The sequence below is a fragment of the Agromyces cavernae genome, assembly GCF_021044935.1.
Classification (GTDB): Bacteria; Actinomycetota; Actinomycetes; order Actinomycetales; family Microbacteriaceae; genus Agromyces; species Agromyces cavernae.
Genome location: NZ_JAJNMP010000002.1, coordinates 1,022,102 through 1,043,215, shown reverse-complemented (window position 1 = coordinate 1,043,215; position 21,114 = coordinate 1,022,102). Strand labels below are relative to the sequence as shown.

Genomic DNA, 21,114 nt, shown 5'->3' with positions numbered 1-21,114 from the left:
GAAGGAGCGCGGTGCGCGAGATCATCCACCTGATCACACCCGGTGATCACTTCTCGCCGAGCACCGGCAGCGCCATTCCCACGGTCGTGCACGGGCTGAGCCGGGCGCGTGCCGCCGGGACTCCCGAGCCGTCGGTCCTCGTCGCCCGGGGCACCTACCCCGACCGGTACCCGAGCGCCCGGGCGATCGAGTACGAGCAGGCGCCGGCGTGGCCGCTCGAGCGGGTCGCACCGCGGAGGGTCGTCGATACGGCACTCGCCCTGCTCGGCATGCCGCGGCCGGTGGTCCGGCGCACGTTCCGGCCGGCGTTTGCCGGCCAGGCCTCGTGGTCGCCCTCGGTGGTGTTCTGCCACAATGCGCCGCAGGCGATCCCGCTCGTCGATCACCGGCGGCACGTGCCCGTGCTCTACGCGCACAACAACCTGCTGCGCTCGTATTCCCGCGCGGAGTCGGGTCGGGTGCTGCGCCACGCCCGGTTCATCGTCTGCGTGAGCAGGTCGCTCGCCGACGAGATGAAGGAGCACCTGCCGTCGTCGATGCACGCGCGAGTCGTGGTCGTGCACAACGGCGTCGACACCGGGGTGTTCCAGCGTGCGCCGAGGCGCGACGACGGCCGGCTGCTCGAGGTGGCGTTCGTCGGCCGGATGCTGCGCGAGAAGGGTGCCGGCGTCGTGATCGACGCGTTCCGACGCCTCGACCGACACGATCTGCGGCTGCGGATCGTCGGATCGGACGGATTCGATTCGAGTGCGGCGCTCACGGACTTCGAGCGCGAGCTCAGGCGGGCGGCCGAGCCCCTCGGCGATCGCGTGCAGTTCACGCCGTTCGTCCCGCGCGAGCAGGTCGTGCGCATCCTCGGCGAATCCGACATCGTGGTCGTCCCGTCGACGTGGCGCGAGCCGTTCGCGCTCACGGCGCTCGAGGGCATGGCGGCGGGCGCCGCGGTGGTCGCGTCCGACATCGGAGGCATCCCCGAGACGGTTCGCGGCGCCGGGATCCTCGTCCCTCCGGGCGATGCCGCCGCCCTCGCGGCGGCGCTCGGCGACCTCGCCGGCGACCCCGATCTTCTCCGCCGTACCGCCGAAGCGTGTCGGGCGCGCGCAGTCGAGCTGGACTGGTCGCGCGCGGCGGGGCAATTGGAGCAGCTCGTGCGCTCGGTCGACTGAGCAGACGCCGACCTCACAGTGTTCCGCGATCCGTCGCGCATGGCCCTTCAACCTGACCGGAATGGGCGATCCGCGACGGATCGACTCGACGCTGATGGCGCATTGTGGACAGCCATGAACCCGCCTGGCGCGTACGCGGCACAGTAGGCGGATGCCAGCTCGACAGCCACTCCCGTCGCACCTCGACGGCGTGGCGTTCCACGTGCACGAGACGGAGTTCCACGGAGTGACGCCGAAGCGGCTGCGCGGCCGCGACCTGCAACGACCGTTCACGGGCGTCCGCTCCGTCGGGCTCGACCTGACGAGCATCTCCGACCGTGCTCTCGCGTACGCGCCGCTGTTGCGTCCGGGCGACGCGTTCAGCCACTCGACCGCAGCAGAGCTCCTCGGCCTCCCGCTTCCCGCTTCGACACCTGAGCTCCACATCATCTCGCAGCCGGGTGTCGCGCGGGCACGTGCACGCGGCGTGGTCGGGCACGAGGCATCCGAACCGTTCGAATCGGTGCTTCTCGACGTGCACCCGATCGTGCCTGCGACACTCGCGTGGTGCCAGCTTGCCGGCTCCCTGGGGCGCGACGACCTCGTGGCCCTCGGCGATGCGATCGTCGGCGGACGGCGGCGCTCGGGTGGCCGACGCTCAGACCCGCTCGCGACACACGCTCAGCTGGCGATCGCCGTGCAGCGGTGGGGGCGACGCCGTAGCGCGCGTCGACTTGCTTCGGCTCTCCCGCTGATACGCACGGGTGTCGACTCCCGCCCCGAGACCCTCACGAGACTCTGCCTGATCGATGCCGGACTGCCCGAGCCGCTCGTCAACAATGCGACCATCGTGGGCGACGGGCGGGTGCTCCATCCAGATCTGAAGTGGCGCGACGTGCGCATCCTGTTCGAGTACGAAGGCGACGGTCACCGCACCGACCGTCGGCGCTGGAAGCAGGACCTTGCCCGCAAGGGCGACTTCGAGGCAGCCGGATGGATCGTGATCCGAGTCACGTCCGACGACCTGTTCGTCGATCGTGCGGCATTCATCGCGCGCGTGAGGAGCGTCATCCGCCTCGCCGAACGCCGCCTCGCATCGCTCGGTAGCGGCGAACCGTCGCAAACCGCCCACGGGTGACTCGCGAGTGGGCATTCTGCGCCGGATCGCCGTCTGCATGGGCTCGGGTGGGCCGCGCGGGTCGTGAATACGCAGCGCAATGCGAGCGGATGTCACGTGGCCGAGCGGCACTCGTGAGCATTACTAGACTGTGACGCGGATCACGACGGAGTCGTCCACCAGTCACCCCCATCACAGAGGAGTTCACTGTGGCATTCATCGAAGCAGTAGGCGCGCGCGAGATTCTCGATTCTCGTGGCAACCCGACCGTCGAGGTCGAGGTGCTCCTCGACGACGGCACGCTGGCCCGCGCGGCGGTGCCCTCGGGTGCGTCGACCGGCGCCTTCGAGGCGTACGAGCTGCGCGACGGCGACAAGGATCGCTACCTCGGCAAGGGCGTGCAGAAGGCCGTCGACGCCGTGCTCGACGACCTCGGCCCCGCCATCGAAGACCTCGACGCGAGCGACCAGCGCCTCGTCGACGCCGCACTCATCGACGCCGACGGCTCCGACAACAAGGGCCGCCTCGGCGCGAACGCCATCCTGGGTGTCAGCCTCGCCGTCGCGAAGGCCGCGGCCGACTCGGCCGACCTGCCGCTGTTCCGCTACCTCGGCGGCCCGAACGCGCACGTCCTGCCCGTGCCGATGATGAACATCATCAACGGCGGTGCCCACGCCGACACCGGCGTCGACATCCAGGAGTTCATGGTGCTGCCGATCGGCGCGCCGAGCTACTCCGAGGGCCTGCGCTGGGGCGTCGAGACCTACCACGCGCTCAAGAGCCTGCTGAAGTCGAAGGGCCTCTCGACGGGCCTCGGCGACGAGGGCGGATTCGCGCCCGACTTCGAGCACAACCGCGCCGCGCTCGACTTCATCTCCGAGGCCGTCGGCCAGGCGGGCTTCACGCTCGGCACCGACATCGCGCTCGGCCTCGACGTCGCGGCGACCGAGTTCTTCGAGAACGGCGTCTACCGCTTCGAGGGTCAGGACCGCACCTCGGCCGAGATGAGCGCCTACTACGCCGAGCTCGCCGCCGCATACCCGCTCATCTCGATCGAGGACCCGCTCGCCGAAGACGACTGGGAGGGCTGGACGCAGCTCACCACCGAGCTCGGCCAGAAGCTCCAGCTCGTCGGCGACGACCTGTTCGTCACGAACCCCGCCCGCCTCGCCGACGGCATCGGCAAGCGCGCCGGCAACTCGATCCTCGTGAAGGTCAACCAGATCGGCACGCTCACCGAGACCCTCGACGCCGTCTCGCTCGCGCAGCGCTCCGGCTACACGGCGGTGCTCTCGCACCGCTCGGGCGAGACCGAGGACACGACCATCGCCGACCTCGCGGTCGCGACGAACGCGGGTCAGATCAAGACGGGCGCGCCCGCCCGGTCGGAACGCGTCGCCAAGTACAATCAGCTTCTGAGGATCGAAGAAGAGCTCGGTGAGGCCGCGGTGTACGCCGGCCGCACGGCGTTCCCTCGCTTCACGGCGTGATCGCGTAGCTGACAGCGACGGGGGTGGCCGGGTGGCCACCCCCGTCGTGGTTTCCCGGTCGGCGATGAGGAGGGGTGATGAACGGCGATTCCGGCCGCGCACCCCGTCGACCGGCGAACCCGGCCGGCTCCCGGCCGCCGCGCGGTCGAAAGCCGCCGGCTGCGGCCGAACGGCGGCCCGCGCCGCGCACGACGACGGGCGGCGCGACCGAGGCCGCACGCGCGGGATGGCTCCGGGGCATCCGATTCTCAGGTTTCTCGCTCATCATGATGGGAATACTCGTGCTCGCCGTCGTGGTGCTCGCGCCGTCGATCACGGCGTTCGCGCAACAGCGGCAGCAGATCGCGGAGCTTCGCGCCGCCGTCTCCGCACAGGAGGAGGAGGTGCAGCGGCTGCGCGACGAGCGCGAGCGCTGGAACGACGAGACGTTCATCGTGACGCAGGCACGTGAGCGGCTCTATTACGTGATGCCGGGCGAGGTGAGTTACCTCGTCATCGACGACCGGGCGGCGGGGACGACGGCGGATGCCGCAACCGAGGTCTCGGCCGAAGTGACCGAAACGAAGGGCGACTGGATGCGCACGCTGCTCGACTCCGTGATGACCGCGGGGCTCGCGCCTGCCGCGACCGAATCGGGCGAACGATGACCCGCCCGCCCTTCGGGCCGGTGTCCGAGCGCGACCTGCGCATCGTCACCGCGCAGCTCGGCCGCCGCCCCCGCGACGTGGTCGGCATCCCCGCCCGGTGCGTGTGCGGCGCGCCGACCGTGGTCGCGACGGCGCCGCGGCTGGCCGACGGCACCCCGTTCCCGACGTTCTACTACCTCTCGCACCCGGTCGCGACGGCCGCCATGTCGTTCCTCGAGGCGGCGCAGCTCATGGTCGAGTGCACCGAGCTGCTGGCAGGCGACGCCGACCTGCGGACCGCCTACCGGCGTGCGCACGGCGACTTCCTGACCGATCGCGGCCTGTTCGGCGACGTCGCCGAGATCGCCGGCATCTCGGCGGGCGGCATGCCGACGCGGGTCAAGTGCCTGCATGCGCTCGCCGCGCACTCCCTCGCGGCGGGGCCGGGCGCGAATCCCATCGGCGACCTCGCGCTCGAGCGCTCGTCGTGGTCGCCCGAGGTGTGCCAGTGCCCCGACTACGGGGTCGACGAGCCCGCCGAGGCGGCGCTCGATGAGACATCCGAAGAGCTGAGCGGATGACCCGGCCAGAACGCATCCGTTCCCTCGGGCGCACAGCGCGCATCGCCGCCGCGGTCGCCGCGATGGGCGCGATCGTGTTCGCCGGAGCCGCTCCTGCGCACGCCGACACGGTGCGCGACTACGAGTACTGGCTGGGCGACTACGGCTTCACGACCGCGTGGAACACCTCGCGCGGCGAGGGCGTCACCGTTGCCGTCATCGACACGGGCGTGAACGGCAACGTCGCCGAACTGCGCGGCGTCGTCACCGGCGGCACGGATGTCTCGGGCCTCGGTACGCCCGACGGTCAGACACCCGTGGGCGACCCCGACGACAGCGCGCACGGCACGATGGTCGCCTCGCTGCTCGCCGGGAGGGGCACGGGTGAGGGCAGCGGCGTGATCGGCGTGGCGCCCGAGGCCGAACTGCTCGCCGTCTCGGTCGCGTTCGGCCAGGACACCGGTGCCGAGAAGACGAATGACGAGCAGATCGCCGAGGGCGTGCGCTGGGCGGTCGACAACGGCGCCGACGTCATCAACATGTCGCTCACCCGCAACACCCGCGACTGGCCCGAGAGCTGGGACGACGCGTTCACGTACGCCTTCGAGAACGACGTGGTCGTGGTCGCGGCCGCCGGCAACCGGGGGAGCGGCACGAGCGAGGTCGGCGCCCCGGCGACGATCCCCGGCGTGCTGACGGTCGCGGGCGTCGACAAGGAGAAGAACGCGAGCTTCGACGCGAGCTCGCAGGGCATCTCGATCGCGGTCGCGGCGCCGAGCGAAGACCTCGTCGGCGTGCAACCCGACGGGCGGGTCGCGATCTGGAGCGGCACGAGCGGCGCGGCCCCGCTCGTCTCGGGGCTCGTCGCACTCGTGCGCTCGGAGTACCCCGAACTCGATGCCGCCGACGTCATCGAACGCGTCACCCAGACCGCTGATCCCAACGGGCATGAAGTACCCAGCCCGCTCTACGGATACGGCCTCATCGACCCGGTCGCGGCGCTGGAGTCCGAGGTCGATCCTGCCGAGGTCACCCCTCTCGAACTCCTCACCGACTGGATCACCCTGCACCGGCGCGCGACGAGCGATACCCCGGCTCCCTCGGCCGAGACACCCGAGATCGTACCGATCGCCGACCCGCCGCTGCCCGAAGACGATGCGACGAACACGCTGCTCCCGACACCGTGGACGCTCGCATATATCACGGTCCCGCTCTCGCTGGTCGCTGGATTTGGTACGATAGGTGCGCTGTTGGGCATCGGCGCCACTCGGCATCTCAGGCGGACTGTCCGCAATCGCGAACAGTGATCGCACGTTCAAGCAAACGAGGAGTCCATTTCACCGTGCCCAAGATTCTCATTGTCGGTGGCGGCTATGCCGGGTTCTACACCGCGTGGAAGCTCGAGAAGTGGCTGCGACCCGGCGAGGCCGAGGTCACGATCGTCGACCCGCTCCCGTACATGACCTACCAGCCGTTCCTTCCCGAGGTGGCTGCAGGGTCGATCGAGCCGCGACACTCCGTCGTCTCGCAGCGTCGTCATCTCAAGAAGACGAGCGTCATCACCGCCAAGGTCACGCGCATCGACCACGCGGCGAAGACCGCGACGATCACCCCCGAGCTCGGTGAGCCGTGGGACTTCGAGTACGACGTGATCGTCGTCACCGGCGGTGCCGTCTCGCGCACGTTCCCGATCCCGGGCATCGCCGACAACGCCATCGGCCTGAAGTCGATCGAAGAGGCCGTCGCCATCCGCGACCGCGTGCTCACCAACTTCGACAAGGCGGCCAACCTCCCGGCCGGGCCCGAGCGCGATCGACTGCTCACGTTCGTCGTCGTCGGCGGCGGCTTCGCAGGCATCGAGGTGTTCGCCGAGCTGCGCTCCTTCGCGAGCTCGCTGCTCGAGTTCTACCCGCAGCTGACCTTCGACGACACGCACTTCCACCTCATCGAGGCCATGGGTCGCATCATGCCCGAGGTCTCGCTGCCGACCAGCCACTGGGTCATCAAGCACCTCGCACAGCGTGGCGCCGAGATCCACCTCGACACGCAGCTCACGAGCGCGGTCGACGGCAACATCGAGCTGTCGACGGGCGAGAGCTTCGAGTCCGACCTCATCGTGTGGACGGCGGGTGTCATGGCCAACCCGGCCATCGTGCGCTCGAGCGACCTTCCCGTCGAAGAGCGCGGCCGCATCCTGACCCGTGCCGACCTGCGCGTCGGCGACGAAGACGACTGGGTGGCCGACGCGTGGGCTGCGGGCGACATCGCCGCGGTTCCCGACCTCACGGGCGGCGGCGTCGGCGGCTACTGCGTGCCGAACGCACAGCACGCCGTGCGTCAGGGCAAGCTGCTCGCGAAGAACATCGTGGCCGTGCTGCGCGGTGAGGAGCCGAAGGAGTACTTCCACAAGAACCTCGGCGCGGTCGCCGGTCTCGGCATCGGCTCGGGCGTGTTCCAGTCGGGCAACATCGCGCTGAAGGGCCTCATCGCCTGGTTCGCCCACCGCGGCTACCACGGCCTCGCGATGCCCAGCTGGGAGCGCAAGTTCCGCGTGTTCTGGGGCTGGTGGAACAACTTCTGGCTCGGTCGCGACATCGTCTCGCTCACCGCGGTGCAGCAGCCGCGTGCGCAGTTCGAGGCGTTCGCCGCTCGGCCGAAGCTCGCAGCCGAGGCTGCACCGCAGCCGAAGGCCGCCCCCGCGGCATCCGCGCCCAAGAAGGCCGAGCCCAAGGCGAAGGCGGCGCTCGAGCCGCATGCCGGCGAGACGACCGAGACCAAGTCCGCGGGCTCAGCCGCCGCGAAGGTCGTCGCCGCGCAGCCCGTCGCCGCGAAGTAGTGTGGGTCGCGGCGCCGCCACCGTGCGGCGCCGCGCTCCCGTAGCCCAATCGGCAGAGGCAGGCGACTTAAACTCGCCTCAGTCTGGGTTCGAATCCCAGCGGGAGCACCCGGGCACAAGGTTCGAACCTCGGCCCGAGGAATCGCAGGGCTGGGGTTCGAGCCTTTTCTGCGTTCGCAGCCCGGCAAACGCCTGCCGCTGCCGACTCGCACTCAGTACGCTGGGGGAATGTCTCTCGCGCACACCGTCGTCTTCCGCCTGAATCACGAGAAGGGGAGCACGGAGTACGACGCGTTCCTCGTCGACGCGCGGGAGATCCTCACCGGCATCCCCGGAGTACAGGATTTCCGCATCCGCGATCAAGTGAGTGCGAAGAGCGACCTGACACTGCAGTTCTCGATGGTGTTCGCCGACGAACAGGCGTACCGTGCCTACGACGCGCACCCCGCGCACGTCGCCTTCGTCGCTGAGCGTTGGGTGCCCGAAGTCGCCGCGTTCCAGGAGTACGACTTCATCGACCGCTGACCGGCTGGCTGGGCCGCCGTGCTCAGACTCTCCTCCGGAGGGGCACCCCGAGAGTGCGACGCCTGCTGCTGCTTCACGACCCGTGGAACCCGGTCAGATGGGAAGCGGCCGGTCTTCGACGACGCTCTTCATGACGAGGGTGGAACTGAGGCGCTGCACGCCCGGGAGCGTGGCGAATGCGTTCGTCGTACAACTGCTGGAAAGCGGCAGATCCTTCGCGATGACACGCAGGAGGTAGTCGGGGTCACCGAAGAGCCGCTGTGCCTGAAGAATCTGCGGGATCTCCGTGACGGCTTGCTCGAACGCGTCCACGGTCGTGCGGTCGGCGGCGTGCATGGTCACGAACACGAGGGTCTCGAAGTTGAGACCCACCGTGCTCGGGTCGAGGTGCGCGTGGTATCCGCTGATGACTCCGGCGTGCTCGAGTGCCTTCAGCCGACGGTGGCATGGAGAAACGCTCGGCATCGGTGCGGTCCTGCTGGTCGAGCAACTGATCCACGCCACCCAGCCGGCGATGGCGTAGGAGCAAGATTGAACCCACCTGTTCCGACCCCAGCCCACTGAGGAGAATCATGGACGCCGTCGAACTGCAACGCACCTACCTGGACCTCACGACCCCGCATGTCGCCGACGCCATCATGCGCCTGGGGATTCCGGTCCGTCAGGCTCCCGCAGGCATCCGCCCGATCTGGCTGAACACGCATGTCGTCGGACGCGCCCGGCCGGCACGTCATGTCGGCAGCGTCGACGTGTTCCTCGAGGCCTTCGAGCGGTCCGAGCCGGGCGATGTGCTCGTCGTCGACAACGCCGGCCGGGAGGACGAGGCGTGCGTGGGTGATCTCGTCGCATTGGAGGCCCGGAATGCCGGGCTGGCGGGCATCGTGATCTGGGGCCTGCACCGCGACTCGCGTGAGCTTCGCGACATCCGGCTGCCCGTCTTCAGCCGGGGCACGCTGCCCGGCGGCCCGCAACGCCTCGACGACCAGGAGGCCGACGCGCTCACCGCCGCCAGGTTCGGCATGCACACGGTGACCGCGGAGGACTTCGTGCTCGGCGACGACGACGGTGTGCTCTTCCTGCCCTTCGACCGCGCCGCCGAGATCGCCGCACTCGCGACCACGATCCGCGACACCGAACGCCATCAGGCCGCCCGCATGAACCTCGGTACCGGCTTCCGCGAGCAGGCCCGGTTCACCGAGTTCCTGGCGGCGAGGGATCGCGACGGCACGACCTTCCGTCAGCACCTCCGTTCCATCGGTGGGGCCATCGAGGAATGAACGAGGCCTACTTCGAGCGTGTGGATGAGCGGCGGTTCCGGCCCACCGCCCATACCGGCGGCGGATGGGACCCGACCGAACTGCACTTCAGCCCACTGGGTGGTCTCATCGTGCACGCGATCGAACGGCATCGGGCGGGCAGCCCCGAGAACGGCATGCTGCTCGGCCGGATCAGCTTCGACATCCTCGGACGCCTCTCGTCAGACGAGTGCGAGATCGTCGTCACCACCGCGCGAGGCGGCCGCACCATCGAGCTCGTCGACGCCATCGTGCGCATCGCAGGGCGCGACGTTGCCCGCGCGCACGCCTGGTACCTGACCGAGACCGACACGACGTCCGTCGCCGGCGGCGGACCCGATCCGCTCGCCGAGCCCGACACCCTCGCGCGGTGGCAGATGAGCTCGATGTGGCCCGGAGGTTTCGTCGCGTCGCTCGAGGTCCGCCCGGTCCGTCCGCTGCAGCCCGGCCGCGCCACCGCATGGGTGACGACCGCGGTCGACCTCGTCGCCGGTGAAGTCGCGAGCCCGCTCGCCTCGTACGTCGCGCTCATCGACATCGCCAACGGCCTCGGTGCGCGGGAGCGTCCCGATGAATGGATGTTCCCCAACATGGACCTGACCATCCACCTGCACCGTCAGCCGGGCGGGCACTGGGTCGGCCTGGACACCACGACCACGTTCGGTCCCTCCGGGCAGGGTGTGACGAGCACGGTGCTCCACGACGTCGCCGGCCCCGTCGGCTTCGCGAACCAGGTCCTCACGGTGAGGCCCGGCCGGCGACCGCCGAGGCCGTGATCAGCTCGTCACTCCATGATGTCGAGGCGCCGCAGGATGAGTCCTTCACGCAGCGCCCACGGCGACACCTCGAGTTCTCGCACGTCGAACGCGCGCATGGCCTCGGAGAGCACGACCGCGCCCGCGACGATCTGGAACGTGCGGTCGGCGGTGATGCCGGGCAGGGCGGGTCGTGAGTCGGCCGGGATCTTGGCGAGGCGCGGGGTCCAGTCGTCGAGGCCGCGGCGCGTGAGCACGTAGCGATCGCTCGATCCGACGCCCTCGGCGATGTGGCCCGCAAGCCGCGCGAGCGAGCGGATGGTCTTCGAGGAGCCGACGACGTGGTCGGGTGAGGGCAGGTGGCGGAAGGCGCCGACCTCGGCGGCGAGCAGTTCGCGCGCGTGCGCGCGCAGGCGGGCGACCTGGTCTTCGGAGGGCGGGTCGTCGGGCAGGAACTCGACCGTCGAGCGACCCGCGCCGAGGGGGACCGAGCGTGCGACGTCGGGCACCTCGTCGACGCCCTGCGTGAGCTCGAGCGAGCCGCCGCCGATATCGAAGAGCAGGATGTTGTCGGCCGACCAGCCGTACCAGCGCCGCACGGCGAGGAACGTCAGGTTCGCCTCGTCTTCGCCGGGGAGCACCTGCAGTTCGACGTCGGTCTCGCGTGCGACGCGGTCGAGCACCTCCTCGCCGTTGGCGGCCTCGCGGATGGCCGAGGTCGCGAAGGGGAGGAACTCGTCGAGGCCGGACTCGCGCGCGATCGCCGCTGCGTCGCCGACTGCTGAGATGATCGCCGCCACGCCCTCTTCGCTGATCGCGCCGTCGGGCTCGAGGTAGCGCATGAGGCGCAGCACCGACTTGTGCGACGACATCGGGATCGGCCGCGCGCCGCGATGGGCGTCGACCACGAGGAGGTGCACGGTGTTGGATCCGACGTCGAGAACACCGAGGCGCATACTGCGAGCGTAGCCGTTTTCGTGCATACTGATCCGACTGGGACAACTGTCCCACTTCGGTCGGCACCGGCGTCGAGAGGAGCACCGTGACCCGAATCCCCGCGACCGAGCGGCGTGCGGCGCTGATCGATGCGGCGCTGCGGGTCGTCTCGCGGAACGGCCTCGCCCAGGCCACGACCCGGGCGATCGTCGCCGAGGCGGGGATGTCTCTCGCGAGCTTCCACTACGCCTTCGCGTCGCGCGACGAGCTCGTCGACGAGCTCATCACGACGGTGATCAGCCGCGAGCAGCAGGCGGTGCTGCCCGATCTGATCCCGGGGCAGACGCTGCACGAGATCCTCGAGGCCGGACTGCTGCGCTATTTCGAGCACCTGCGCGCCGATCCCGAGCACGAGCAGGCGATGCTCGAGCTCACCCAGTACGCGCTGCGGTCGCCCGAGCGCCATCCGCTCGCCGCGGCACAGTATGCGCGCTACACCGAGCTCGCGGCTCATGCGCTCGACGTGGCCGCGGAGCATTCGGGCGTGCGGTGGCGATCCCCGGTCGACCGGGTCGCCCGCGTGCTCGTCGCGTTCACCGACGGACTCACCCTCACCTGGCTCGTCGATCGAGACGACGATGCCGCCCGCGCGGTCGCAGCCGCTGCCGCCGACGCCCTCACGAGAATGGCCGACACCCGATGACGCGTGCCGATCTGCCCCTGACGGATGCCGCGACGAGTGCGCTCGCCGAACCGACGCGCCGAGTCGGCGCCGGCTGGATCGCCTCGTTCACGACGGTCTGGTTCGGCATCTGGATGGCCCAGCTCACGCCGGTACAGCTGCTGCTGCCCGCACAGATCGACGCGCAGCTCCACCCCGAGAACTGGGTCGACAGCGTCGTCGCGTTCGGCATGATCTCGGGCGTCGCCGCGATCGCGACGATCATCGCGTACCCGCTCACCGGTGCCCTCTCCGACCGCACGACGTCGCGCTTCGGCCGCCGCCGCCCGTGGATCGCGATCGGGGCGGTGGTCTTCGGGCTCTCGCTCGTCACGCTCGGCGCCCAGACCGAGATCTGGGCCATCGGGGCGACGTGGGTCGCGGCATCCGTCGGGTTCTGCATCATGACGGCCGCCCTCACCGCGACGATCTCCGACCAGGTGCCCGTGAACCAGCGCGGGTTCGTCTCGGGCTGGATGTCGGCACCGCAGGCCGTCGGCATCATCGTGGGCCTCGTGCTCGTGACCGAACTCGTGACCGACGCGTCGCTCGGTTATGTCCTGCTCGCCGCGATCCTCCTCGTGCTCGCCATCCCGTTCCTCACGCGCGCCGACCAGCCGCTCGCACTGAGCGAACGCGAACGCGTCACGGCCAAGAGCATCCTCGCCGGATTCTGGATCAGCCCCCGCAAACACCCCGACTTCGGCTGGACGCTGCTCAGCCGCGTGCTCGTCTCGGTCGGCAACGCGCTCGGCACGAGCCTGCTGCTGTACTTCCTGATGTTCCAGCTCGACGACGAGAACGCCGAAGACGACCTCATCGTGCTGACGCTCATCTACATGGTGTTCGTGATCCTGGCCTCGCTCCTGCTCGGCAAGCTCTCCGATCGCCTCGGTCGTCGCAAGATGTTCGTCTTCGTCGCATCGGCCCTGCAGGGCCTCGCCGCGCTGCTGCTCGGGCTCTTCCCCGACCTCACCGTCGCCATGGTCGGCGCCGGTCTCCTCGGCCTCGGCTACGGATGCTTCCTGTCGGTCGACCAGGCGCTCGCGACACAGGTCCTGCCCGACGCGGCCTCGCGCGGCAAGGACCTCGGCATCATGAACATCGCCTCGGCCGTGCCGCAGGCCGTCGCGCCGATGATCGGCGCCGCGGCAGTCGTGGTCTCGGGCTCGTTCATGCTCGTCTTCCTGCTCGGGGCCGCGTTCTCGTTCGCCGGCGCCTTCGCCGTCGCGCGGGTCAGGAGCGTGCGCTGATGGCACTCGACCTGCGCAAGCGCGGCATTCCGGCAGCGGATGCCGCGACCTGGACGTCGCCCGAGGAGTACTGGCCGGCCCTCACCGAGGCGACACGGCATCTCGACGCGCCGGTCGGCGCCCTGCACCTCGGCGCGCTGCGGCACAACGCGCTCGACATGCTGCGCCGTGCGAACGGCATGCCCATCCGCGTGGCGTCGAAGTCGTTGCGCGTTCGCGAGGTCGTCGAGGCGCTGCTGCGCCTGCCCGGCTACCGCGGAGTGCTCGCCTACACCCTCGCCGAGGCGCTGTGGCTGGCCGACACCGTCGACGACCTCGTCGTCGGGTATCCCACGGCCGAACTGGGAAGCATCCGCCGGCTCGCGACCGATGCCGAACTCGCCCGCCGTATCACCCTCATGATCGACTCACCCGCGCAGCTCGACCTCATCGACAGCGTGCTTCCGCCCCGTGCCCGCGAGCCCATCCGCGTCTGCCTCGAGCTCGACGCATCGTGGGACGCCCCCCTGCTCGGGCACCTCGGCGTGCGTCGCTCGCCCGTGCACGACCCCGCCGACGCGGGCGCTCTCGCGGCATACGTGGTCGCGCGACCCGGCTTCGACCTCGTCGGGCTGATGTCGTACGAGGCGCAGATCGCCGGGGTGGTGAACCGGCCCGAGGGGCGCCCGGTCGACGGCGCGGTGAACAGGTGGATGCAGTCGCGCTCGATGCCCGAGCTCGTCGAGCGTCGCTCACGCGCCGTGGCGGCGGTCCGCGAGCACACGGAACTCGAGTTCGTCAACGGCGGCGGCACGGGCTCGCTCGAGCGCACCTCGGCAGACCCGTCGATCACCGAGATCGCGGCGGGATCGGGCATCTTCGGCGGCCACCTGTTCGATGGCTACGAGCAGTTCACGCCCGCCCCCGCTGCGGCGTTCGCGCTCGACGTCGTGCGGCGGCCCGGCCCGGTGCATGCGACGATCCTCGGCGGCGGATGGATCGCCTCGGGCCCGCCCGCAGCCGACCGGCTGCCCCGCATCGTGTGGCCCGAGGGCCTTCGCATGGAGCCGCGCGAGATGGCGGGCGAGGTGCAGACTCCGGTCTCGGGCAGCGCGGCGCGACGGCTCGCACCGGGCGATCGCGTCTGGTTCCGGCACACGAAGTCGGGCGAGCTCGCCGAGCACCTGAACGAGTTCGCGGTCGTCGACGGCGACGAGGTCGTCGAGACCGTCCCGACGTATCGAGGAGAAGGGAAGGCCTTCCTGTGACCGCGACCGGAGCGATGTGGCGCAACTGGGCTCGCACCGAGGCCGTGCGGCCGGTGCGGGTCGAGCGCCCGGCCACGGCCGAGGCCGTGCAGCGGGCCGTGCAGGCCGCCGCGGCATCCGATCTTCGCATCAAGCCCGTGGGGTCGGGGCACAGCTTCACGGGCATCGCCGTGGCGCCCGGAGTGCAGCTCGACCTCACCGACCTCTCGGGTGTGATCGATGCGGATGTCGCGACCGGCCGGGTGACCCTCGCCGCCGGCACTCGGCTGCACCAGTTGCCCGCGCTGCTCGCCCCCTACGGCCTCGCCCTGCAGAACATGGGCGACATCGACCGCCAGACGATCGCGGGCGCGACCTCGACCGGCACGCACGGCACCGGCCTCGGCTTCGGCGGGCTCGCGACGCAGATCGTCGCCGCGAAGCTCGTCACCGGCGCGGGGGAGCTGCTCACCGTGAGCGAGACCGTGCGGCCCGAACTGCTGCCGGCCGTGCGCCTCGGCCTCGGCGCGCTCGGCGTGCTCGTCGAGGTGACCCTGCAGCTCGTGCCGCGGTTCGTGCTGCATGCCGTCGAGAAGCCCGAGCCGCTCGACGACGTGCTCGACGACTGGCAGCGTCGCGTGCGCGACGCCGACCACTTCGAGTTCTACTGGTTCCCGCACACCGCCACGGCGCTCACCAAGACCAACACCCGGCTGCCGGGCGACGCGGCACGCAACCCGCTGAGCCGCGTGTCGCGGTGGCTCGACGACGAGGTGCTCGCCAACGGGCTGTACCGAGGCATCTGCGCCGCGGGCCGGCTCGCGCCCGGTCTCACGCCGCCGCTCGCCCGACTGGTCGACTCCGCCACGAAGCACACGGGCGACCGGGACTTCGCCGACTTCGCACCGGCCGTCTTCACCACGCACCGTGCCGTGCGGTTCCGCGAGATGGAGTACGCGATCCCGCTCGAGGCCGTTCCCGAGGCGTTCCGCGAGGTGCGCGAGCTCATCGAGCGGTCGGGGTCGCGGGTGAGCTTTCCGATCGAGGTCCGTGCCGCGGCATCCGACGACAACTGGCTCTCGACGGCGTACGGCCGCGACAGCGGGTACATCGCCGTGCACCGCTACTTCCGCGAAGACCATCGCGAGTACTTCGCGGGCGTCGAGGCGATCATGCGGGGCTTCGGCGGCCGGCCCCACTGGGGCAAGCTGCACACCCAGACGGCCGAGTCGCTCCGCGAGGTGTACCCCCGCTTCGACGACTTCCTGCGCGTGCGCGACGAACTCGACCCCGACGGCCGGTTCGTCAACGCCTACCTCGAGCGCGTGCTCGGGGGAGTGGGCGACGGACAACGGCCCGGCGCGGTGTCGGGCACGGTCGGCGCCTGAGCATTCCGGGGGCGCTTTCCCGCCACATTTGCCGGTGAATCGCGTCCGACATGGCGCGAAAGCACCCCCAGAACGTTCGGCGCGGGCCTGACGGCGTGAGCCCGGACGGCCCGGGCCCCGACGGCGTGAGCCCTACGGCGTGCGACGCCGCAGGGTGATCGAGCCGACCACGATCGATCCCACGATCCACGCGGCGATCACGAGGATCTTCGACAGGATCCACTCGGCGTCCTCGGAGCCGTCGGCCACGGCCGTGAGCGCGTCGATCGCGAAGGTGAGCGGGAGCCACTCGCTGATGGCTTCGAGTCCCTCGGGCAGCTGGTCGGTGGGCAGGAAGATGCCGCCGAGGAGGATCTGCGGGAACACGAGCACCGGCATGAACTGCACCACCTGGAATTCGGTGCGCGCGAACGCGCTCGCGAGCAGCCCGAGCGCCGTGCCGAGGAGCGCGTCGGAGACGGCGACCGCGAATAGCAGCCAGATCGAGCCCTCGATCTCGAGGCCGCAGACGAACACCGCGAACGACACCGCGATCGCCGTCTGGAAGATCGCGAGGAAGCCGAACGCGAGCGCGTAGCCGAGGATGAAGTCGCCCTTGCCCATCGGCATCGAGAAGAGTCGCTCGAGCGTGCCGCTGCGGCGCTCGCGCAGCGTCGCGATGCTCGTCACAAGGAACATGACGATGAAGGGGAACAGTGCGATCATCGCGGGCCCGATCGTCGCGAACACGTCGGTGTCGGTGAAGATCCAGGCGACGAGGCCGATGAGCAGGCTCGGCACGACGAGCAGCAGCCCGACGGTGCGCGGGTCGTGCCGGATCTGGGTGAGCACCCGGCCTGCGGTCGAGAACGTGCGCACGAGGGTCATCGCGCCGCCTCGCTTCCGGAGTCGGGGTCGGCCGTCGATTCCGCGGCCTGCGCGAACCGCGCCGACTCGTCGATCGGGCGCAGGTCGGGCGTGCCCCGATCGATGAGCCGAAGGAAGGCGGTCTCGACGTCGTCGGTGCCCGTGACCTCGAGCACCCCGCGAACACTGTCATCGGCGAGCAGCTCGCCGTCGCGCATGAGCAGCAGCCGGTCGCATCGCTTGGCCTCGTCCATCACGTGACTCGAGACGAGCAGTGTCGCGCCCTCATCGGCGAGGGTCCTGAAGAGCCCCCAGAGCTCGACGCGCAGCACCGGGTCGAGTCCGACGGTGGGCTCGTCGAGCACGAGCACCTCGGGGGTGCCGAGCAGGGCGGCGGCGAGCGAGACGCGGCCGCGCTGGCCGCCCGAGAGCGTGCCTGCGAGCCGGTTCGCGACGGATCCGAGGTCGGTGCGTTCGATGACGCGATCGACGTCGGATGCCTCGGCGCCGAGCACGCGGCGGAAGTAGCCCAGGTTCTGGCGAACGGTGAGGTCGTCGTACACGCTCGCCTGCTGGGTCACGTAGGCGACCCGGCGACGCAGCTCGCGTGAGCCGGCCGGCAGGCCGAGCACCTCGATGCGCCCCGACTGCACGACCTGCACGCCGACGATCGAGCGCATGAGCGTCGTCTTGCCGCTGCCGCTCGGGCCGAGCAGGCCGACGATGCGACCCTTCGGCACGGCCAGGCTGAGCCCGTCGAGCACCCGGATCTTGGCGCGGCGCACGTGGAGGTCTTCGACGATGATCGCGGCGGCCGGGCTCGCGGCGCCGGTCGCGGCATCCGAGCTATTCATCATGTGCTGAATTCTTCGCCCGTGCCGCCTCGCTGTCAAGGCCGTTCGGACCGTTCGGACCGTTCGGACCGCCGGGCGGCCGGCCGGTGAGGTGCCATTGCACCGACGGCCCGACGCGGGCGACGAGCTCGTCGATCGGCAGCGACGCGACCGGGTCGAACTCGAGCACGTAGCGGATCATGATCACGCCGACGAGCTGGGACGCGGCGAGCTCGGCCCGCAGTTCGGCGTCATCGTCGTCGCCCAGACGCGAGGCGATGCGATGCATGATCTCGCGGCGGAGGAACTCTCGAAGCATGCGCGCGACCGGTCCCTGGCCGATCGCCGAGCGCAGGGCCGCGACCGCGGCGGGCCGCACGGTCGCCGAGTCCCAGGCGGTCAGCACCGCCCGCACGAGGCGCTCGCCGAGCTCATCGATCGGGCCGTCGAGCGCCGCACCGACGAGCCGATCGGGACGCAGCGGCACCTCGACCACCTCGGCGACGAGGCTCTGCTTGTCGTCGAAGTAGTGGTGCACGAGTGCCGGATCGACTCCGGCGCGGCGGGCGATCGCGCGCATCGAGGCGGCCTCGTAGCCGCGCTCGCCGAACTCGTCGGTCGCGGCCGCGAGGATGCGCGCCCGAGTGTCGCCGGACTTCGCGCCGCGGGGCCGGCCGGGGCGCCTGGGGTGGTGGAGCCGCTCCGTCACAGGCTGAGCCTACGCCCGGAGTCGCTTCCAGGGTTCCTTCGAGTCTCATGGGAACGACGGTCGCCGCCGGACCCCCTCGGTAGGATGAGGGACAAGCCCAGATCAGACGCTCACCGCGCTAGGAGTCCGTGCCATGGAATGGCTCATCCCCGTCATCATCGTCGTCGCACTCGTGCTGATCATCGGCATCTACCTCTGGGCAACCTACAACTCGCTGGTCACGCTCAACGTGCGCGTCGACGAGGCGTGGAGCGACATCACGGTGCAGCTCAAGCGTCGTGCCGACCTGATCCCGAACCTCATCGAGGCGGTCAAGGGCTACGCCGCACACGAGAAGGCCGTCTTCGAGAACGTTACGAAGGCCCGGGCCGAGACGCTCGCGGCGCAGGGCCCCGCTGAGGCAGGTGCGGCCGAGAACCACATGCAGCAGGCGCTGAAGTCGATCTTCGCCGTCGCCGAGGCCTACCCGCAGCTGCAGGCGAGCCAGAACTTCCTGCAACTGCAGGCCGAGCTCGTCGACACCGAGGACAAGATCCAGGCGTCGCGCCGGTTCTACAACGGCGGTGTGCGCGAGCTCAACACCAAGATCAAGGTGTTCCCGAACACGCTGTTCGTGCGCGGCCTCGGCTTCCACGAGCGCGACTTCTTCGAGGTCACCGAGCCGGCCGCGATCGCCGAGCCTCCGCGCGTGCAGTTCTAAGGGCCGGCGTTGTACCGAGCGATCGCCAAGAACAAACGCAACACCGTCTTCATCATCCTGTTCTTCCTCGCCATCATCGGCGGGCTGGGCTGGTTGGCCGCCACCATCTACAACGACCTCACGATCGTCATCGTGACGCTCGCCATCGCCACGGCGTACGCCCTGTTCCAGTACTTCACCGCCGACAAGCAGGCGTTGTCGATGTCGGGTGCGGTAGAACTGGGCTCGAAGGCCGACCACCCGCGCCTGTGGCGCACAGTCGAGAACCTCTCGATCACGACCGGAACACCGATGCCGCGCGTGTTCGTGATCTCCGACCCCGCCCCCAACGCGTTCGCCACCGGCCGCGACCCGCAGCATGCCGTCGTCGCGGCGACCACCGGCCTGCTCGAGATCATGGACGACGCCGAGCTCGAGGGCGTCATGGCGCATGAGCTCGGCCACGTGCGCAACTACGACATCCGGCTGTCGATGATCGTGTTCGGGCTCGTCGTCGCGGTGGGGTTCATCTCCGACATGCTCGTGCGCATGGCCTTCTTCGGCCGCAACAACAACGGCAACCCCGTCGTCTTGATCTTCGGGCTCGTCGCGATGCTCATCGCGCCGCTCGTCGCGAGCCTCGTGCAGCTCGCGGTGTCGCGCCAGCGCGAGTACCTCGCCGACGCCACGGGCGCCATGACGACCCGCCACCCCGACGCGCTGGCGCGCGCGCTCGCGAAGCTCGAGGCCTATGGCCGACCGATGAAGCGGCAGAACTCGTCGATGGCGCACCTCTGGATCGCCGACCCGCTGCGGCCCGGCATCGTCGACCGCCTGTTCGCCACCCACCCGCCGATCGGCGAGCGCATCAAGCGACTCGAGCACATGGGCGGCAGCTTCTAGGCTGCGAGCTCGGCCGTGAGAGCGGGGGAGAGGTCGCCCCGACCCGCGACCACGATGTCGTCGAGCCCCTGCCATGCCGCGGCACGACGAAGCACCGGCGCCAGTCTGGCTGCGGTCTCGGACGGCGCGTCGGGCTCGGTCCACGCCGACTGCACCCGGAGCACGCCCGACTTGCGGTCGCTCTTGAGGTCGACCCGCCCGACGACGCGGTCGTCGATGAGCACCGGCAGGGAGTAGTACCCGAACTTGCGCTCGGCCTCGGGGGTGTAGATCTCGATGCGGTAGTGGAAGTCGAACAGGCGCTCGGCCCTCGGGCGGTACCAGACGACCGGGTCGAACGGGCTCAACACGGCGGCAGCCTCGATGCGCCGAGGCCGACGTGCGTCGCGGTGGAGCCAGGCGGGGGTCGCCCGCCTGCCCGTCGTCCACCCCGGTACCTCGACCGGCACGAGCACCCCCGCGTCGACGAGCTCGCCGATGGCCTGCTTGACGCGTGCGCGCTTCAACCGCCAGTAGTCGGCGAGGTCGGCCTCGGTCGCGATGCCCTGCGCGGATGCCGCGAGTGCGACGAGTGTGCGCACCGCGTCGGCCTCTGCCGGCGGCTGCTCGAGCAGCTCGGCCGACAGGCCCTGCTCTGGGAGCGCATAGACGCGCTCGAACCGACGGCGCTCGATGCACACGACCTCGCCGGTGCGGAACATCCACTCGAGGGTGCGCTTGACGTCGGACCAGCCCCACCATGGACCCTGCCGAACATTGGCGTCGTGCTCGATCTCGCTCGCGCGCATGGGACCGTTGGCGGCGAGCTCGGAACGCAGCCACGCGGCGAGGTCGCGGTTCTCGGCGACCCACCCGCCCCAGTCGCTGCCCGTGCGCGCGAACTCGCGCCGGCGGAACTCGAAGAGCGGCCACAGCTCGCGAGGGATGAACGCCGCCTCGTGGGCCCAGTACTCGACCGTGCGCCCGCGGCGCCCGCTCGTGAGACGGTCGAGCAGCCCCCGATCATAGTGGCCGACGCGGCTGAACGCCGGCAGGTAGTGGCTGCGCTCGAACACGTTGACCGAGTCGATCTGCAGCAGGCCGAGGCGGTCGAACACGCCGTTGAGCGCTCGCGTGCCCGCGGCCTCGGGCAGGGGGCGACCGAAGCCCTGTGCGGCGAGCGCGATGCGGCGGGCGAGGGCGGGAGAGACGACGTCGACCATGGTGAGATCGACGTTAGCGCGGACCACCGACATACCGTCGAGCGCATACACCGCGCCTAGACTGGACCA

The 21,114-nt window shown here is 70.2% G+C and carries 22 protein-coding genes and 1 tRNA gene; 17 read left to right on the top strand and 6 right to left on the bottom strand.

Going from position 1 to position 21,114, the window contains the following annotated elements:
- Positions 1-11: 11 nt before the first annotated feature.
- The 9 genes from LQ757_RS10875 to LQ757_RS10835 all read left to right on the top strand — a co-directional run bounded on the left by LQ757_RS10875 (position 12) and on the right by LQ757_RS10835 (position 8,299).
- Complete coding sequence (locus tag LQ757_RS10875; RefSeq protein WP_231047218.1) at positions 12-1,166, top strand: glycosyltransferase family 4 protein; 1,155 nt, start codon at positions 12-14, stop codon at positions 1,164-1,166.
- Between the two features lie 151 nt (positions 1,167-1,317).
- Positions 1,318-2,283: a putative endonuclease domain-containing protein gene (locus LQ757_RS10870; protein ID WP_231047217.1), complete on the top strand. Its 966-nt coding sequence runs from the start codon at positions 1,318-1,320 to the stop codon at positions 2,281-2,283.
- Between the two features lie 188 nt (positions 2,284-2,471).
- Positions 2,472-3,752, top strand: coding sequence for a phosphopyruvate hydratase (gene eno / locus LQ757_RS10865; protein WP_231047216.1), 1,281 nt, complete (start codon positions 2,472-2,474; stop codon positions 3,750-3,752).
- 77 nt (positions 3,753-3,829) lie between these two features.
- Positions 3,830-4,399 (top strand): FtsB family cell division protein, encoded by a 570-nt coding sequence (locus LQ757_RS10860; RefSeq protein ID WP_231047215.1) that lies wholly within the window; start codon positions 3,830-3,832, stop codon positions 4,397-4,399.
- Positions 4,396-4,959: a DUF501 domain-containing protein gene (locus LQ757_RS10855; protein ID WP_231047214.1), complete on the top strand. Its 564-nt coding sequence runs from the start codon at positions 4,396-4,398 to the stop codon at positions 4,957-4,959. The genes LQ757_RS10860 and LQ757_RS10855 overlap by 4 nt, the downstream gene beginning before the upstream one ends.
- Positions 4,956-6,245, top strand: coding sequence for a S8 family serine peptidase (locus LQ757_RS10850; RefSeq protein WP_231047213.1), 1,290 nt, complete (start codon positions 4,956-4,958; stop codon positions 6,243-6,245). Before LQ757_RS10855 ends, LQ757_RS10850 begins: the two co-directional genes overlap by 4 nt.
- Before the next feature lie 35 nt (positions 6,246-6,280).
- Positions 6,281-7,774, top strand: coding sequence for an NAD(P)/FAD-dependent oxidoreductase (locus tag LQ757_RS10845; RefSeq protein ID WP_231047212.1), 1,494 nt, complete (start codon positions 6,281-6,283; stop codon positions 7,772-7,774).
- 34 nt (positions 7,775-7,808) lie between these two features.
- A tRNA-Leu gene (locus LQ757_RS10840) sits at positions 7,809-7,882 on the top strand.
- Positions 7,883-8,002: 120 nt separating this feature from the next.
- A complete protein-coding gene (locus LQ757_RS10835; protein ID WP_231047211.1) occupies positions 8,003-8,299 on the top strand; it encodes a Dabb family protein in 297 nt (98 codons plus the stop codon).
- Positions 8,300-8,392: 93 nt separating this feature from the next.
- Here LQ757_RS10835 and LQ757_RS10830 read toward each other — a convergent pair whose 3' ends face one another.
- A complete protein-coding gene (locus LQ757_RS10830) occupies positions 8,393-8,764 on the bottom strand; it encodes an Lrp/AsnC family transcriptional regulator (protein WP_231047210.1) in 372 nt (123 codons plus the stop codon).
- Between the two features lie 107 nt (positions 8,765-8,871).
- Between LQ757_RS10830 and LQ757_RS10825 the strand changes: the two genes are divergently transcribed.
- Together LQ757_RS10825 and LQ757_RS10820 are read left to right on the top strand one after the other, a co-directional pair.
- Positions 8,872-9,576 carry an RraA family protein gene (locus tag LQ757_RS10825; RefSeq protein ID WP_231047209.1) on the top strand — a complete coding sequence of 235 codons (705 nt, stop codon included), beginning with the start codon at positions 8,872-8,874 and terminating at the stop codon, positions 9,574-9,576.
- Positions 9,573-10,370: a thioesterase family protein gene (locus LQ757_RS10820; protein WP_231047208.1), complete on the top strand. Its 798-nt coding sequence runs from the start codon at positions 9,573-9,575 to the stop codon at positions 10,368-10,370. The genes LQ757_RS10825 and LQ757_RS10820 overlap by 4 nt, the downstream gene beginning before the upstream one ends.
- Before the next feature lie 8 nt (positions 10,371-10,378).
- Here the strand turns inward: LQ757_RS10820 and LQ757_RS10815 are convergent, their stop codons facing one another.
- Positions 10,379-11,305, bottom strand: a complete 927-nt coding sequence (locus LQ757_RS10815) for a Ppx/GppA phosphatase family protein (RefSeq protein ID WP_231047207.1) — start codon at positions 11,303-11,305, stop codon at positions 10,379-10,381.
- Positions 11,306-11,391: 86 nt separating this feature from the next.
- On the opposite strand from LQ757_RS10815, the gene LQ757_RS10810 reads away from it, so the two are divergent.
- The 4 genes from LQ757_RS10810 to LQ757_RS10795 are packed head-to-tail and all read left to right on the top strand — an operon-like array spanning position 11,392 to position 15,873.
- Positions 11,392-11,988: a TetR/AcrR family transcriptional regulator gene (locus LQ757_RS10810; protein WP_231047206.1), complete on the top strand. Its 597-nt coding sequence runs from the start codon at positions 11,392-11,394 to the stop codon at positions 11,986-11,988.
- A complete protein-coding gene (locus tag LQ757_RS10805; protein ID WP_231047205.1) occupies positions 11,985-13,259 on the top strand; it encodes an MFS transporter in 1,275 nt (424 codons plus the stop codon). The genes LQ757_RS10810 and LQ757_RS10805 overlap by 4 nt, the downstream gene beginning before the upstream one ends.
- Positions 13,259-14,506 (top strand): amino acid deaminase/aldolase, encoded by a 1,248-nt coding sequence (locus LQ757_RS10800; RefSeq protein WP_231047204.1) that lies wholly within the window; start codon positions 13,259-13,261, stop codon positions 14,504-14,506. Before LQ757_RS10805 ends, LQ757_RS10800 begins: the two co-directional genes overlap by 1 nt.
- Positions 14,503-15,873 (top strand): D-arabinono-1,4-lactone oxidase, encoded by a 1,371-nt coding sequence (locus tag LQ757_RS10795; RefSeq protein ID WP_231047203.1) that lies wholly within the window; start codon positions 14,503-14,505, stop codon positions 15,871-15,873. The genes LQ757_RS10800 and LQ757_RS10795 overlap by 4 nt, the downstream gene beginning before the upstream one ends.
- Before the next feature lie 132 nt (positions 15,874-16,005).
- On the opposite strand, the gene LQ757_RS10790 is transcribed toward LQ757_RS10795, so the two are convergent.
- Genes LQ757_RS10790 through LQ757_RS10780 form a run of 3 tightly spaced genes read right to left on the bottom strand, consistent with a single transcriptional unit; the run spans position 16,006 to position 18,261 of the window.
- Positions 16,006-16,740 (bottom strand): ABC transporter permease, encoded by a 735-nt coding sequence (locus tag LQ757_RS10790; protein ID WP_231047202.1) that lies wholly within the window; start codon positions 16,738-16,740, stop codon positions 16,006-16,008.
- Positions 16,737-17,576, bottom strand: a complete 840-nt coding sequence (locus tag LQ757_RS10785) for an ABC transporter ATP-binding protein (protein ID WP_231047201.1) — start codon at positions 17,574-17,576, stop codon at positions 16,737-16,739. The genes LQ757_RS10790 and LQ757_RS10785 overlap by 4 nt, the downstream gene beginning before the upstream one ends.
- Complete coding sequence (locus LQ757_RS10780; RefSeq protein WP_231047200.1) at positions 17,566-18,261, bottom strand: TetR/AcrR family transcriptional regulator; 696 nt, start codon at positions 18,259-18,261, stop codon at positions 17,566-17,568. The genes LQ757_RS10785 and LQ757_RS10780 overlap by 11 nt, the downstream gene beginning before the upstream one ends.
- Before the next feature lie 133 nt (positions 18,262-18,394).
- Here LQ757_RS10780 and LQ757_RS10775 point away from each other — a divergent pair, with 133 nt between their 5' ends.
- A complete protein-coding gene (locus LQ757_RS10775; RefSeq protein WP_231047199.1) occupies positions 18,395-18,961 on the top strand; it encodes a LemA family protein in 567 nt (188 codons plus the stop codon).
- A 9-nt stretch (positions 18,962-18,970) separates the two neighbouring features.
- The gene (locus LQ757_RS10770; RefSeq protein WP_231047198.1) at positions 18,971-19,843 is read left to right on the top strand and encodes a M48 family metalloprotease; all 873 of its coding nucleotides are present in this window, start codon (positions 18,971-18,973) and stop codon (positions 19,841-19,843) included.
- On the opposite strand, the gene LQ757_RS10765 is transcribed toward LQ757_RS10770, so the two are convergent.
- Positions 19,840-21,072: a winged helix-turn-helix domain-containing protein gene (locus LQ757_RS10765; RefSeq protein ID WP_372459647.1), complete on the bottom strand. Its 1,233-nt coding sequence runs from the start codon at positions 21,070-21,072 to the stop codon at positions 19,840-19,842. The genes LQ757_RS10770 and LQ757_RS10765 overlap by 4 nt on opposite strands.
- Positions 21,073-21,114 lie beyond the last annotated feature (42 nt).

What these genes read in the sequence shown, in the direction of transcription:
- LQ757_RS10860 (WP_231047215.1), top strand. Translation starts at nt 3,830, where the DNA reads ATGAACGGCGATTCCGGCCGCGCACCCCGTCGACCGGCGAACCCGGCC.
- LQ757_RS10800 (WP_231047204.1), top strand. Translation starts at nt 13,259, where the DNA reads ATGGCACTCGACCTGCGCAAGCGCGGCATTCCGGCAGCGGATGCCGCG.
- LQ757_RS10870 (WP_231047217.1), top strand. Translation starts at nt 1,318, where the DNA reads ATGCCAGCTCGACAGCCACTCCCGTCGCACCTCGACGGCGTGGCGTTC.
- LQ757_RS10835 (WP_231047211.1), top strand. Translation starts at nt 8,003, where the DNA reads ATGTCTCTCGCGCACACCGTCGTCTTCCGCCTGAATCACGAGAAGGGG.
- LQ757_RS10785 (WP_231047201.1), bottom strand. Translation starts at nt 17,576, where the DNA reads ATGATGAATAGCTCGGATGCCGCGACCGGCGCCGCGAGCCCGGCCGCC.
- LQ757_RS10775 (WP_231047199.1), top strand. Translation starts at nt 18,395, where the DNA reads ATGGAATGGCTCATCCCCGTCATCATCGTCGTCGCACTCGTGCTGATC.
- LQ757_RS10830 (WP_231047210.1), bottom strand. Translation starts at nt 8,764, where the DNA reads ATGCCGAGCGTTTCTCCATGCCACCGTCGGCTGAAGGCACTCGAGCAC.
- LQ757_RS10790 (WP_231047202.1), bottom strand. Translation starts at nt 16,740, where the DNA reads ATGACCCTCGTGCGCACGTTCTCGACCGCAGGCCGGGTGCTCACCCAG.
- LQ757_RS10805 (WP_231047205.1), top strand. Translation starts at nt 11,985, where the DNA reads ATGACGCGTGCCGATCTGCCCCTGACGGATGCCGCGACGAGTGCGCTC.
- LQ757_RS10815 (WP_231047207.1), bottom strand. Translation starts at nt 11,305, where the DNA reads ATGCGCCTCGGTGTTCTCGACGTCGGATCCAACACCGTGCACCTCCTC.
- LQ757_RS10855 (WP_231047214.1), top strand. Translation starts at nt 4,396, where the DNA reads ATGACCCGCCCGCCCTTCGGGCCGGTGTCCGAGCGCGACCTGCGCATC.
- LQ757_RS10825 (WP_231047209.1), top strand. Translation starts at nt 8,872, where the DNA reads ATGGACGCCGTCGAACTGCAACGCACCTACCTGGACCTCACGACCCCG.
- LQ757_RS10820 (WP_231047208.1), top strand. Translation starts at nt 9,573, where the DNA reads ATGAACGAGGCCTACTTCGAGCGTGTGGATGAGCGGCGGTTCCGGCCC.
- LQ757_RS10850 (WP_231047213.1), top strand. Translation starts at nt 4,956, where the DNA reads ATGACCCGGCCAGAACGCATCCGTTCCCTCGGGCGCACAGCGCGCATC.